The organism is Dactylosporangium sp. NPDC006015 (assembly GCF_040614215.1).
Taxonomy (GTDB): Bacteria; Actinomycetota; Actinomycetes; order Mycobacteriales; family Micromonosporaceae; genus Dactylosporangium; species Dactylosporangium maewongense.
The window spans coordinates 335663-348093 of sequence record NZ_JBEXUD010000002.1; the positions used below are offsets into that span (position 1 = coordinate 335663).

Sequence of the window (12431 nt, forward strand, 5' to 3'; positions counted from 1 at the left end):
TTCTACAGTGCCCCGCGGCGACCGCCGTCAACGGTAGAGCGCGCCCAGATCACTGACGCCGAGCTCCTCGAAGAGCGCGACCGCCTGCTCGTGGCGGCCGAGGCCGGCCAGGGCGCGGGCCTGCTCGTACCGGTCGCCGATGCGCACGGACTTGGCGAGCGCCTCCTCGTTGAGCTGCCGGGCCTCGTCGTGCATGTCGAGGGCGCGCAGCGTGAGGGCGAGGTCGTTGGCGGTGAGGCACTGCCCGGAGACGTCGGCGACCTGGTCCATCAGCGACCGCGCGGCGCGCTGGCAGGCGAGGGCGTCGGCGAGGTGGCCCTGCAGGCGGTGCGCGGTGCCGAGCTTGCTGAGGGTCTCCGCGGAGCCGAACTGGTTGACCGAGTGCTGCTTCAGCGTCAGCGCGCGCCGCAGCAGGGCGGGCGCGACGGTGAGGTGGCCGAGGTGCAGGTGGTTGAGGCCGAGCTCGCCCATCATGATGCCGACGGCGCGCATCCCGCCGAGCGTGCGCGCGGCGGCGAGGCCGCGCCGGTTGGCCTGCAGGGCCTGGTCGTAGTTGCCGGCCTGGGTGTGCGCGATGCCGATCGTGCTATTGATCTTGAACTGGAGGTGCGCCGGGGCCTCGTCCAGGTGCAGCGCGGCGGCGGCCTCCGCGGCGGCGATGGCGGCGGCGTACTGGCCGAGCCGGCTGTGCAGCATCGCCATGTTGGTCAGCGCGGTGCCCATGAGCCGGGGGATGCCTTCGCGCTCGGCGATGGCGGTCACGAGCCGCAGCGTCGAGAGGGCGTCCGCCATGCGGCCCATCCGGAAGTACACGCCGGCGAGGTAGTTCCGGGCCTCCGCCTCCAGCTCCGCGCTGGGCAGGGTCCGCGCGGCCGCGATCGCCCGCTCGTACAGGTCGAGCTGCGCCTCGCCGTAGCCGAAGCCGAACAGGAACGGCGACACCGCTCGGGTCATCAGGCAGATCTGCCGGTGCCGGCCGAGGTCGGAGGCGAGGCGCGCGGCGCTGAGGACGTTGGGCAGCTCGCGCTCCATCCACCCGCGCGCCTCGGCGATCCCGGTGAACACCCGCGCGGCCGGCGGCGGGGTGTCCAGCCGCAGGGCGACGCGCGTGTCGGCCAGCTCCAGGAACGCGTTCGCGGCGGCCACGCTGTACAGATAGTGATCGAGCATCCGGTCGACGACGGCGTCCGCGTCGGCCACGAGCTGGGCCGCGTAGTCCCGCAGGAGGTCGTGCAGCCGGTACCGGCCGGCCTCGGGCGCCTCGACCAGGTGGACGTCGACGAGGTCCTCCAGCAGCTCCTCGGCGTCCGCCACGGGCAGCTGCGCCATGGCGGCGGCGGCGGCCGGCTCGAAGTCACCCGCCGGGTGCACGCCGAGCACCGCGAAGAACTGCTGCAGGTGTACGGGCAGCTGCTGGAACGACAGCGCGAACGCCGCCGCCACGGTCCGCCCGTCGACGGCCAGCTCGGGCAGCCGCCGGTCGGCGCCGCGCAGCCGGCGGGCCAGGTCGGCGATCGTCCAGCTCGGCCGGTGCTGCAGTCGCGCGCCCGCCAGGCGCACCGCCAGCGGCAGGCGCCCGCACAGCTCCACCACCTCGACGGTGCACGCCGGGTCGGCGACGGCGCGGGCGCCGACGGTGCGCTGCAGCAGCTCCACCGCCTCGTCGAGCGGCAGCACGTCCAGCGACACGGGCCGGGCGCCGTCGAGCCCGCCGAGCCGGCGCCGGCTGGTGATGAGCACGCCCGTGAGCGCCGTGCCGGGCAGCAGCGGCAGCACCTGCGCGGAGTCCAGGGCGTTGTCGAGCAGCACGAGCACCCTGCGGTCGGCCAGCTCGGTCCGCCAGAGCACCGCGCGCTCGTCCGAGACGGCTGGGATCCGCTCCGGCGGTACCCCCAACTGCCGCAACAACGCGCCGAGCGCCTCCCCCGGGTCCAGCGGCGCCCGATCGCTGTGCCCGCGCAGGTCGAGGTAGAGCTGCCCGTCGGGGAACCCGGGCGACACCGCGTGCGCGGCGCGGACGGCGAGCGTGGTCTTGCCGGTGCCGGCCATCCCGTCGATCGCGAGCACGGCGTGCCGCTCGTCGCTGAGCGCGGCCACGATCTCGGCGAACGCGTCGGCCCGCCCGGCGAAGTCCGCGATGTCGCGCGGCAGGCAGCGGGCGGCGCGGCGCCCCTCGTCGGCCGGCTCGGGCGGCGCGAGCAGCAGCGTCACGTCGCCGTTGAGGATCCTGCGGTGCAGCTCGACGAGCTCGGCGCCCGGCTCGATGCCGAGCTCCTCGGCGAGCATCGCCCGCCCCCGGCGGAACACGGCGAGCGCGTCGGCCCGCCGCCCCGTGCGGGCGAGCGCCGTCATCAGGTGCCCGCGGAACTGCTCGTGGTGCGGGAACCGCTCGACCAGGTCGGCGACCTCGGCGAGGATCTCCTCCGCCGCGCCGAGCCGCAGCTCCAGGTCCAGGCAGAGCGACAGGGCGGCGGTCCACTGCTCCTCCAGGTGCGCCGCGGAGGCGCGGACCGCGTCGGAGTCGACGTCGGCGAGCGGCCGGCCGCGCCACAGGGCGAGGGCGGCGCGCAGCTCGTCGCGGGCCGCGGCCAGGTCGCCGTCGGCCGCCGCGGCCCGGCCGCGCTCGACCCGGGCGGCGAAGACGACGGCGTCCAGCTCGTCGGCGCCGACCTTGATGCGGTACCCGGAAGGCTCGGTGATGACGAGCTCCTCGGGCAGCCCGGCGCGGCGCAGCAGCTGGCGGAGCCGGGAGACGCAGCTGTGCACCTGGGCCCGCGCGGTGGTCGGCGGGCTGGTGTCCCACAGGGCCGAGATGACCTGCTGGAACGGCACCAGCTGCCCTTCGCGCAGCAACAGCAGCGCCAGGAGGATCCGCTCACGGGGCGCCGCAACCGTGATCTCCGAGCCCGGCGTGCGGATCTGCACCGGCCCCAAGATCGAAAACTTGGTCGAATTGCGCATAACCACCCTCTGTGCGGCGCCTGCCTCCCCTCGAAGCTGCACGCGGTATTGCCCGATGGTAGTCAAATGAGAGCGGTGAAAGAGCAGCGCCGTGGAGTCTTTTTCGTGGAACGACATGCGTGTGCCGGAATGCGTCCAGGTCTTGCAGGCGGTTTGCTCATGAACCGGATTCGGGCTACTCAAGCCCTCTGCGGGGTTGCTCTGGACGAACGGGGACATTTCGGCGCGAATTCGCATTCTGGGGCCGCGCCCAACGCTGTGTGCGGCCCCCGTTCACCCTCCGGCCACACCGCCTTCGGCCGGCTCGCCCATCGTGTCGAGCTATGCCATTCCTGCTGCGCGCGGCCGTGACCGCCGCCGTCGCCGTCCCGGCCCTGCTGCTGTCGGCGACCCCCGCGTCCGCTCACGGCGGCGCCGCCCGGGTCACCGCGACGGCCACCCTGCCCTCGATCCCGCTCAGCACCCTCGGCGTCGCCGACGACCGCGGCGTCAACCTCGGCGGCATCGGCAGCGACATCTTCCCGGCCGGCCGCCCCGGCGAGTACTGGACGATCACCGACCGCGGCCCCAACGGCCAGATCACGGTCGGCACCGAGAAGCGCCGGACCTTCCCGACCCCCGACTTCAACCCGACGATCGTCCGCGTCCGCGCTGCCGGTTCTGTCCTGAAGGTCGTGCAGACCATCCCGATCACGACCTCGTCCGGCAAGCCCGTCACCGGCCTGCCGAACCAGCTGCCGCACGACGAGCAGCCCTACACGTACAACGCCGGCACCCCGCTGTCGATCAACCCCAACGGCCTGGACACGGAAGGCATCGTCCGCGCCGACGACGGCACCTTCTGGCTCGTCGACGAGTACAGCCCCTCGCTGGTCCACGTGTCATCCCGCGGCCGCGTCCTCGCCCGCTACGTCCCGTCGGGCCTGGGCCTGACCGGCACCGACTACCCGGTGATCGAGACCTTCCCCGCCATCTACGCCTCCCGCAAGGTCAACCGCGGCTTCGAGGGCCTCGGCGTCCTCCCCGGCGGCGACCTGGTCATCGGCCTGCAGAGCCCCCTCCTCGTCCCGACCAAGGCCGCCGGCGAGGCGTCGCTGAACACCCGCCTGCTGCGCTTCTCCCCCCGCTCCGGCAAGGTCGTCGGCGAGTACGCCTACCAGTTCGCCCCCGTCTCGGTCGTCGACCCCGGCCAGACCAACCCCGCCGAGCTGAAGATCTCCTCCATCGTCGGCCTCGGCCCCAACACCGTCCTCGTCCAGGAGCGCACCGACCAGGCCGCCCGCCTCTACCGCGCCGACCTGCGCAAGGCCACCAACCTCCTCGGCGGCCCCTACGACAACCCGGCCACCACGCCGTCCCTGGAGCAGGACGCCTCCGCGGTGACCCTCATCCCGAAGACCCTCGTCATCGACCTGAACACCGTCCCCGGCACCCAGAAGAAGATCGAGGGCGTCGCCGTCCTGAACCCGTGGACGATCGCCCTCATCAACGACAACGACTTCGGCATGACCGACGGCCCAGCCGCCTTCGACGCGTCGGGCCGCCTGATCGACAGCGGCATCAAGACCACCCTGGTCACGGTCCGCCTCGCCCACCCGCTGGTCTAGCCCGACGGGCCGCCTCCCCGGAGGCGGCCCGTCACTCGTTCAACGCCAAGCAACGGCCGCTCCGCAGCGGCAACCACGCCTGATTCCTGCCCCGCACTCTCCACCACCACTGCCCACCAGGGGTCAGGCAGCGTCGCGCTGTTCCCGTAAGGCGAGCGTGTCCGCGACCCGCTGAACGGCAGCACCCAGATGGCGAAGCTCGGCGAGCGGATCGGACTGCCGGGCGGTGACATCCTGCAGGCCGGCGACGATCAGTTCCCGCAGCATGACCGAGATCGTCACACCGCGCTGCTCGGCGAGCTCCCGCACCTGCACGTCGAGGTCATGGGGGATGCGCAGCGGCCGGATCACGTTGACCGGCGCGCCGGGTGGCGGCAGGTCCGGGACTTCCGCGGTGCCGTCGTAGGTGAGTCGCAGGTCGCCGGACGCGAGCTCGCGGGCGATGCGCTCATCCTCGGCGATCCGCTGCAGGTCGATGTCGTCACTCATGGTCCAGCTCCCACGTCTCGAGTTGGGCGATCTCAAGGGGTGTCATGGGTCGTGCCGCGACGATCGTCGAGACCGGGGAGCCAGTCGTAACCCACCCGCCAAGCTTATACGGCGCGTATACGTCCGGGTCGCTCTACTGCCCCGCTGCCGCGACTCACGAGTTGCCGCTCGCCAGCCTTCAACCCCTGAGGATGAAATATCCGCGACACGGGCTTATCGGGCGATCCACCGCAGTACGATCCGGCGCCGTTACGGTGGGCGGGTGGCTAGGGGAGCGGTCCGGAACTTTGAGACGGCGCTCGGTGCGATCGGGGTGCTGGCGCTCATCATCACGGGGATTTTGGTCACCGGGTGGAATCCGCTGCCCAAGATGTCGATGGACTTCACGGGCTGGTGGGAGAAGGTCGCCTCCAGTGGCGGGAAACTGTCGGAGCCTGAGACGTTGTGGACGGACCGGGTCGGGGGGCAGCCGTCGGCGGCCGTGATCGCCGGGGATGCCGTGGTCGTGCAGATGCGGGGGACGATCGAGGCCCGGGGGCTGCGCAGCGGGACGAAGCTGTGGGACAAGGAGGCCGACTGGGCCGCCGTCGCCGGGGACGGGGCCGGTCAGGTGGTCGTCGTCGGGCGGCGCGGGAAGGGGCTTGAGGCCGTCGACCCCGCGAACGGGTCCGTCAAGTGGAAGGACGGCGACGCGGTCGGGGCGTGGACCTACCGGGACTCGGTGCTGGCGCTGGCCTGCGGTGGGTTGACCGACTGCACCCTCACGGCGCGCTCGCCCAAGGACGGGGCGCAGATCTGGAAGCTGACGCTGCCCGGGATCGGGCGGGTGCTCGCGGGCGTGAACACGGACCTGCTCGGGACCAGGCTGCTCTCCGACACGTACGACAACGCCGTCGAGGCGAGCCCGAACGCCATTCCGGCCATGCTGGGCTTCCCGATCGACCAGCGGGTGCAGGTGATCGACACGCTCAGCGGGAAGCGGCTGCGTACCGAAGAACCGACGAACACCAGTCGGATCGTGGTCGTCGGTGGGAGGGTCCTCGTCTCGACCGCGCAGCCGAAGGACGGCAACTGCCGCTACAGCCTGGAGGCGCGGGACGCCGCGACGGGCAAGACGGTCTGGCGCAAGGACGGCTACGACCTGCGGACGTCGTCCGGGGCGGGGTGCGAGCAGCGCAGGGACCCGGCGGGGGCGGACTCGGTGATCGCGGCGACCCGCGGGGACAACCGGGAGGTGTTCCTGTCACCGCGCGACGGGCGGGAGCTGTTCGTGGGCGCGCTCGGGGACACGCTGGTCGCGGCCGACAGCCAGTACGGCCTGATCCGCGGCGCCGACAAGAAGACCCTCCAGGTGATCAACCTAACCACGGGGAAGACCGCGTGGAAGCAGGAGATCGGCGAGAAGGCGGACGTGGCGATCACCCGCTACGCGGTGCTGATCCGGGACTCGGGGACGCTCAAGGCGTACAAGCCGGACAATGGCACCCTCAGGCTCGACGCGAAGACGAGTTCTGACGTCCTCGGCGTCGGACCGGACGGGCTGATCGTCTCCCGTGGACGGAATCTGGGGTTCCTGCCCTACAGCTAGCGGTGCTCCATCACGAGCGTGAACGACGTGCCGGGTTCGAGCGCCTCGTAGAGATGCGGCACGTCGCCGGGGAACGAGCAGTAGTCGTGCGGTGACAGGTCGACGGTCGCGTCGGAAGGGCCGACCCGGAGGCGGCCGCTCATCAGGACCACGTGCTCGACGGTGCCCAGCAGGTGCGCGTCGGCCTTGCGGGGGCCGCCCATGCCGACGTTCATCAGGTAGATGTCGCGCTTCGCGCCCGGCGGGCAGGTGGCGAGCAGCGCGCCGCCGAAGTCGGCTTGCTCGGCCTGGATGGAGGGGCCCTCGCCGGCGCGGATCACCCGCGGGGCGGTCGGCGCGGGCGGCTCGACCAGGCGGCTGAACGGCACGTTGAGCGCCACCGCCAGGGCCCACAGGGTCTCGATGTTGGGGTTGCCGGCCCCGGACTCCAGCTGGTGGAGGGTCGACTTGGCGATGCCGGCCCGCTTCGCGACCTCGCTCAGCGACAGCTTCTCCCGGTCGCGCTCGCGGCGCAGCGCGGCGGCGATGAACTCCAACGGCGCGCCCATGATCCACACTCCTGTCAAGCGTTCGCTTTAACGAACGAATCATTCGGCTTGACGAACGGTTGCGACCAGTCCAGCATATCGAACTATGCGTTCGATGATACGAACACGGGATCCCATCGTCCGCGACGTCAGCGCGCTGTGTGCCGCGGCCGTCGTGGTCGGCCTCTCGTTCGGCGCGATCGCCACCGCCGCCGGCCTGCCGCTCAGCCAGATCGTGGTCATGTCGGCGTTCGTCTACGCGGGCGGCGCGCAGTTCCTCGCGGTCGGGCTCGTCTCCGCCGGCGGCACCGCGCTCGCGATCGTCCTGGCCGGCCTGCTGCTCAACGCCCGGCACCTGCCGTTCGGCCTGGCGATCGGCAACGAGACGCTCGGCGCGAGCCGGTGGCGGCGGATCGTCGGCAGCCACATCCTGACCGACGAGTCGGTCGCGTTCGCCCTGGCGCAGGACGACCCGGCGCAGCGCCGCCGCGCGTACTGGCTGACCGGTGTCGCGCTGTTCGTCACGTGGAACATCGCCTCGACCGTCGGCGCGATCGCCGGCAGCGCCCTCGGCGACCCGAACCGCTACGGCATCGACGCGGCGTTCCCGGCCGCACTCCTGGCGCTGACGCTGCCCTCGTTGAAGGATTCCGCGTCGGTACGAGTGGCAGTCGCCGGTGCCGCGATCGCGCTCGCCACCACGCCGCTGCTGCCGGCCGGGTTGCCCGTGCTGCTGGCGCTGCTCGGACTCGCGTTCGCGCTGCCCGTGCCCGGTTCCAAGCGACGGCCGTCATGAGCTGGATCGCGATCATCGTCCTGGCCGCCGGCACGTACGCGCTGCGCTTCGCCGGGCCCGTCCTGCGCAGCCGGCTGTCGGTCTCCGACACCGTCAAGCGCTACCTGACCCTGGCCGCGGTCGCGCTGCTCGCCGCGCTCATCGGCACCGCCGCACTGCTCGACGGCACCGACTTCGTCGGCGTCGCCCGGCCGGCCGGCGTCGTGGTCGGCGCCGTGCTCGCGTGGCGGAAGCTGCCGTTCGTGGTCGTCGTGGTGGCCGCCGCACTCACCGCCGCCCTGCTCAGACTGGCCGGAATCCAGTAACTACAGTCGAGGCATGCCTGAGTTCGCGTTCTCGCCGCTGCTGCCGCTCGGACCCGACACCACCGAATACCGGCTGGTCACCAGCGACGGGATCGGGCGCGACGGGCGGTTCCTCACCGTCTCCCCCGAGGCGCTGACGCTCCTCACCGACGAGGCGATGCACGACATCGCGCACTTCCTGCGCCCCGCGCACCTCGCCCAGCTCCGCTCGATCATCGACGACCCGCTGGCCTCCCCCAACGACCGGTTCGTCGCACTCGACCTGCTCCGCAACGCCAACATCGCCGCCGGCGGCGTCCTGCCCATGTGCCAGGACACGGGCACCGCGATCGTCATGGGCAAGCGCGGCCGCTTCGTCCTCACCGACGGCGACGACGAGGCGGCGATCGCCCGTGGCGTCTTCGACGCGTACACCCGCCTCAACCTGCGCTACTCGCAGCTCGCCCCGCTGACCATGTGGGACGAGAAGAACACCGGCTCCAACCTGCCCGCGCAGATCGAGCTGTACGCCGAGGGCGACGACGCCTACAAGTTCCTCTTCATGGCGAAGGGCGGCGGCTCGGCCAACAAGAGCTACCTGTACCAGGAAACGAAGGCCCTGCTCAACCCCACCCGGATGATGCAGTTCCTGGAGGAGAAGCTCCGCCTGATCGGCACCGCCGCCTGCCCGCCGTACCACCTGGCCGTGGTCATCGGCGGCACCTCCGGCGAGCACGCGCTGAAGACCGCGAAGCTCGCCTCCGCGAAGTACCTCGACACGCTGCCCACGTCGGGCTCACCGACCGGCCACGGCTTCCGCGACCTGGAGCTTGAGGCCGAGGTGCTGCAGCTGACGCGGGAGTTCGGCATCGGCGCGCAGTTCGGCGGCCGGTACTTCTGCCACGACGTCCGCGTCGTCCGCCTCCCGCGACACGGCGCCTCCTGCCCCGTCGCGATCGCCGTCTCCTGCTCCGCCGACCGCCAGGCCGTCGGGAAGATCAACGAGTCCGGGGTCTGGCTGGAGCAGCTGGAGCGCGACCCGGCCCGCTTCCTGCCCGACGTGACCGACGAGCACCTGGACGACGACGTGGTCGCGGTCGACCTGACCCGCCCGATGTCGGAGATCCGCGCGCAGCTGTCGGTCCTGCCGGTGAAGACCCGCCTGTCCCTGACCGGCCCCCTGGTCGTGGCCCGCGACATCGCCCACGCCAAGATCGCCGAACGCCTGGACGCCGGCGAGCCGATGCCCGCCTACCTCCGCGACCACGCCGTCTACTACGCCGGCCCGGCCAAGACCCCCGAGGGCTACGCGTCGGGCTCGTTCGGCCCCACGACGGCCGGCCGCATGGACGCCTACGTGTCGAAGTTCCAGGCCGCCGGCGGCTCCCTCGTCATGCTCGCCAAGGGCAACCGCTCCAAGCAGGTCACCGAGGCCTGCAACACCTACGGCGGCTTCTACCTGGGCTCCATCGGAGGCCCCGCCGCCCGCCTGGCCCAGGACTGCATCAAGCACGTCGAGGTCCTCGAATACCCGGAGCTCGGCATGGAGGCCGTCTGGAAGATCGACGTCGTCGACTTCCCCGCCTTCATCGTCGTCGACGACAAGGGCAACGACTTCTTCGCCGAAGTCACCAAGCCCGTCCTCACCGTCGGCCGCCGCTAGCCGTCCGGCTCAGGGGCGTCCTATGGGCGCCCCTGACCGGCGTCAGCAGCGACTCACGCCGGTGATGGATTCGATGGCGGCGACCGGTATGAGTCTCCGTGCAAAGATCCTCGCCCGTTGGCCGTTAGGTTCGTCGCCTATGCGCTCGTCGATTGCGACGAACTCGTGATCACTGGACGTGATCTCGCCGCATATCGATTCGTTGCTGGTCCTGATCTGCACAGAACCGGGAAGTGCAGGACCGGGAAGGCCGTCCGGCACCAACCACGAGACGAGAAGCGCGATGCCCAGCGCCGCGACACCGATACCCGCGATCGCCGGCTGGTTGGCGCCGCTGGACAGCAGGCCGGCACCGACCAACGCGAATGACAGAAATGCCACCGCCAAGGCAAGGATGACAAGGAACCGCCAGTCCGACGCCGACGCCCCGGCCACCAGATCTGTTCCGCCAAGGACGACAGCCAGGGCGAACGCCGCACTCGTCACACTCAGCCAGCGATAAGACTGGCGAGGCGGGGCATCCACAGCCGTGAGCTCCTGCGTGTCGGTCACGGCGTGAGCGTAGCGATTCAGGAGCAGCGCCACTGTCCCGCGCGTTGGCGCCGACAGCACCGGCAACGACGCTTCGCCGAAGTCACGAAGCCCGTCCTCACCGTCGGCCGCCGCTGACCTTCTTCTCGTGAAGCCCCCGCCCAGAACACCATAGACCGGTCAATCTCGCCGCCTGTCGCTGTCGGCGGCGAGGGGGCGGGAGGCGGCGTGGACCAGGGGGAGGGTGCGGTGGGGGATCTGTTCGGCGAGGGCGATGATCGTCGAAGAGCGCTCGATGCCGTCGAAGCCCATGACGCGGTCGATGACGCGTTGGAGGTCGGAGTTGGAGCGGGCGACGATGCGGCACATCAGGTCGCCTGAGCCGGTGATGGTGTGGGCCTCCAGGACCTCGGGGATCTCGGCGAGGTGGGCGGCTACCGGGTCGTGGCCGTAGCGCTGGCGGATCTCGAGGGTGACGAAGGCGGTCACGCCGTAGCCCAGGGCCGCGGGGTCGATGTCGGGGCCGTAGCCGCGGATGACGCCGCGGTCGGTGAGGCGGTCGAGCCTGGCCTGGACCGTGCCGCGGGCGACCTGCAGGCGGCGGGAGCACTCCAGCACACCGATGCGGGGCTCCAGGGCGAGCAGCGCGATCAGCCTGGCGTCCAGCGTGTCGATCGGACTGGGCAACTTGTCCACCAGTACCCCCGAAACCAACGGCAAAATGAGCAACCTGACCATGGAGAATAGCGTTCCTTGCACAGCCGCCGTGGGCGACCGAGGCTTGGCGCATGACCCAGGCTGTCGAGGACATCAACGAGCTCATCGGTGCTGTCGAGCGCGACGTTTCGCATGATCCGTTCCCGCTGACGGGGCTCGATCACGTCTTGTTCTACGTCGGCAACGCGAAGCAGGCCGCGCACTTCTATTCGACCGCGTTCGGGATGACACTGGTCGCGTACCGGGGGCCTGAGCAGGGCTACCGGGACCACGCGGAGTACGTGCTGCGGTCCGGCTCGGCGGTGTTCGTGCTGGCGGGCGGGGTCCACCGGCAGGCCGCGGCGACGCAGCACCACGAGCGGCACGGTGACGGGATCGCCGACATCGCGCTGGAGGTTCCGGACGTCGACGCCGCCTATGCGCACGCGCTGCAGCAGGGGGCGACCGGACTCGAGCAGCCGCACGACGAGACGGACGAGCACGGGACCGTCAGGGTCGCGGCGATCGCGACGTACGGCGAGACCCGCCACACGCTGATCGACCGCTCGCGGTACAGCGGCCCCTGGCGACCGGGCTTCGTGGCGAAGCAGCCGATCGTGGCGCCGCCGGCGAAGCGGTTCTTCCAGGCGGTCGACCACGTCGTCGGCAACGTCGAGCTGGGCAAGATGGACGAGTGGGTCGAGTTCTACAACCGGGTCATGGGCTTCACGAACATGGCGGAGTTCGTCGGTGACGACATCGCGACGGAGTACTCGGCGCTGATGAGCAAGGTCGTCGCCAGCGGCACCCGCAAGGTCAAGTTTCCGCTCAACGAGCCCGCCGTGTCGCGCAAGAAGTCGCAGATCGACGAATACCTGGAGTTCTACGGCGGGCCGGGCGCGCAGCACATCGCGCTGGCGACCGGGGACATCCTGCGGACCGTCGACGTGATGCGGGCGGCCGGGGTGGAGTTCCTGGTCACGCCCGACTCGTACTACGACGACCCCGAGCTGCGGGCGCGGATCGGCCGGGTGCGGGTGCCGATCGAGGACCTCAAGGCGCGCGGCATCCTCGTGGACCGCGACGAGGACGGGTACCTGCTGCAGATCTTCACCAAGCCGGTGCAGGACCGCCCGACGGTGTTCTTCGAGCTGATCGAACGGCACGGCTCGCTCGGCTTCGGCAAGGGCAACTTCAAGGCGCTCTTCGAGGCCATCGAGAGGGAACAGGAGAGTCGCGGGAACCTGTAACACTGTCGGGGTGACATACCCTCAGCCTCCTCAGCACAA

At 71.0% G+C, this 12431-nt stretch carries 11 protein-coding genes; 6 read left to right on the top strand and 5 right to left on the bottom strand.

What is annotated here, in order from left to right; translation table 11 throughout:
• Positions 1 to 27: 27 nt before the first annotated feature.
• Entirely contained in the window at positions 28 to 2925 is a 2898-nt protein-coding gene (locus ABZ321_RS04560; RefSeq protein ID WP_354889363.1) for a BTAD domain-containing putative transcriptional regulator, read from the bottom strand.
• A 359-nt stretch (positions 2926 to 3284) separates the two neighbouring features.
• Between ABZ321_RS04560 and ABZ321_RS04565 the strand changes: the two genes are divergently transcribed.
• The gene (locus tag ABZ321_RS04565; RefSeq protein ID WP_354889365.1) at positions 3285 to 4568 is read left to right on the top strand and encodes an esterase-like activity of phytase family protein; all 1284 of its coding nucleotides are present in this window, start codon (positions 3285 to 3287) and stop codon (positions 4566 to 4568) included.
• Between the two features lie 123 nt (positions 4569 to 4691).
• On the opposite strand, the gene ABZ321_RS04570 is transcribed toward ABZ321_RS04565, so the two are convergent.
• Positions 4692 to 5057, bottom strand: a complete 366-nt coding sequence (locus tag ABZ321_RS04570; protein ID WP_344509192.1) for a hypothetical protein — start codon at positions 5055 to 5057, stop codon at positions 4692 to 4694.
• A gap of 262 nt (positions 5058 to 5319) precedes the next feature.
• Here ABZ321_RS04570 and ABZ321_RS04575 point away from each other — a divergent pair, with 262 nt between their 5' ends.
• Entirely contained in the window at positions 5320 to 6645 is a 1326-nt protein-coding gene (locus ABZ321_RS04575) for a PQQ-binding-like beta-propeller repeat protein (protein ID WP_344509190.1), read from the top strand.
• Here ABZ321_RS04575 and ABZ321_RS04580 read toward each other — a convergent pair.
• Positions 6642 to 7193: an XRE family transcriptional regulator gene (locus ABZ321_RS04580; protein WP_344509188.1), complete on the bottom strand. Its 552-nt coding sequence runs from the start codon at positions 7191 to 7193 to the stop codon at positions 6642 to 6644. The two genes, ABZ321_RS04575 and ABZ321_RS04580, sit on opposite strands and share 4 nt — an antisense overlap.
• A 94-nt stretch (positions 7194 to 7287) precedes the next feature.
• Between ABZ321_RS04580 and ABZ321_RS04585 the strand changes: the two genes are divergently transcribed.
• Genes ABZ321_RS04585 through ABZ321_RS04595 form a run of 3 tightly spaced genes read left to right on the top strand, consistent with a single transcriptional unit; the run spans position 7288 to position 9915 of the window.
• Positions 7288 to 7968, top strand: coding sequence for an AzlC family ABC transporter permease (locus tag ABZ321_RS04585; protein ID WP_344509186.1), 681 nt, complete (start codon positions 7288 to 7290; stop codon positions 7966 to 7968).
• On the top strand, positions 7965 to 8273 hold the full coding sequence (locus ABZ321_RS04590) for an AzlD domain-containing protein (RefSeq protein WP_354889368.1): 309 nt from the start codon (positions 7965 to 7967) through the stop codon (positions 8271 to 8273). The genes ABZ321_RS04585 and ABZ321_RS04590 overlap by 4 nt, the downstream gene beginning before the upstream one ends.
• Positions 8274 to 8286: 13 nt before the next feature.
• Positions 8287 to 9915 (top strand): fumarate hydratase, encoded by a 1629-nt coding sequence (locus tag ABZ321_RS04595; RefSeq protein ID WP_354889370.1) that lies wholly within the window; start codon positions 8287 to 8289, stop codon positions 9913 to 9915.
• A gap of 42 nt (positions 9916 to 9957) precedes the next feature.
• Here the strand turns inward: ABZ321_RS04595 and ABZ321_RS04600 are convergent, their stop codons facing one another.
• Positions 9958 to 10467: a hypothetical protein gene (locus ABZ321_RS04600; RefSeq protein WP_344509180.1), complete on the bottom strand. Its 510-nt coding sequence runs from the start codon at positions 10465 to 10467 to the stop codon at positions 9958 to 9960.
• Positions 10468 to 10626: 159 nt separating this feature from the next.
• On the bottom strand, positions 10627 to 11142 hold the full coding sequence (locus ABZ321_RS04605; protein WP_344509178.1) for an Lrp/AsnC family transcriptional regulator: 516 nt from the start codon (positions 11140 to 11142) through the stop codon (positions 10627 to 10629).
• 92 nt (positions 11143 to 11234) lie between these two features.
• Here ABZ321_RS04605 and hppD point away from each other — a divergent pair, with 92 nt between their 5' ends.
• A complete protein-coding gene (gene hppD / locus ABZ321_RS04610) occupies positions 11235 to 12392 on the top strand; it encodes a 4-hydroxyphenylpyruvate dioxygenase (RefSeq protein ID WP_344509176.1) in 1158 nt (385 codons plus the stop codon).
• Positions 12393 to 12431 lie beyond the last annotated feature (39 nt).

Bases quoted from the DNA above. Each gene is read 5' to 3' on its own strand.
- ABZ321_RS04565 (WP_354889365.1), top strand. From the start codon at position 3,285: ATGCCATTCCTGCTGCGCGCGGCCGTGACCGCCGCCGTCGCCGTCCCG.
- ABZ321_RS04570 (WP_344509192.1), bottom strand. From the start codon at position 5,057: ATGAGTGACGACATCGACCTGCAGCGGATCGCCGAGGATGAGCGCATC.
- ABZ321_RS04580 (WP_344509188.1), bottom strand. From the start codon at position 7,193: ATGGGCGCGCCGTTGGAGTTCATCGCCGCCGCGCTGCGCCGCGAGCGC.
- ABZ321_RS04585 (WP_344509186.1), top strand. From the start codon at position 7,288: ATGATACGAACACGGGATCCCATCGTCCGCGACGTCAGCGCGCTGTGT.
- ABZ321_RS04590 (WP_354889368.1), top strand. From the start codon at position 7,965: ATGAGCTGGATCGCGATCATCGTCCTGGCCGCCGGCACGTACGCGCTG.
- ABZ321_RS04595 (WP_354889370.1), top strand. From the start codon at position 8,287: ATGCCTGAGTTCGCGTTCTCGCCGCTGCTGCCGCTCGGACCCGACACC.
- hppD (WP_344509176.1), top strand. From the start codon at position 11,235: ATGACCCAGGCTGTCGAGGACATCAACGAGCTCATCGGTGCTGTCGAG.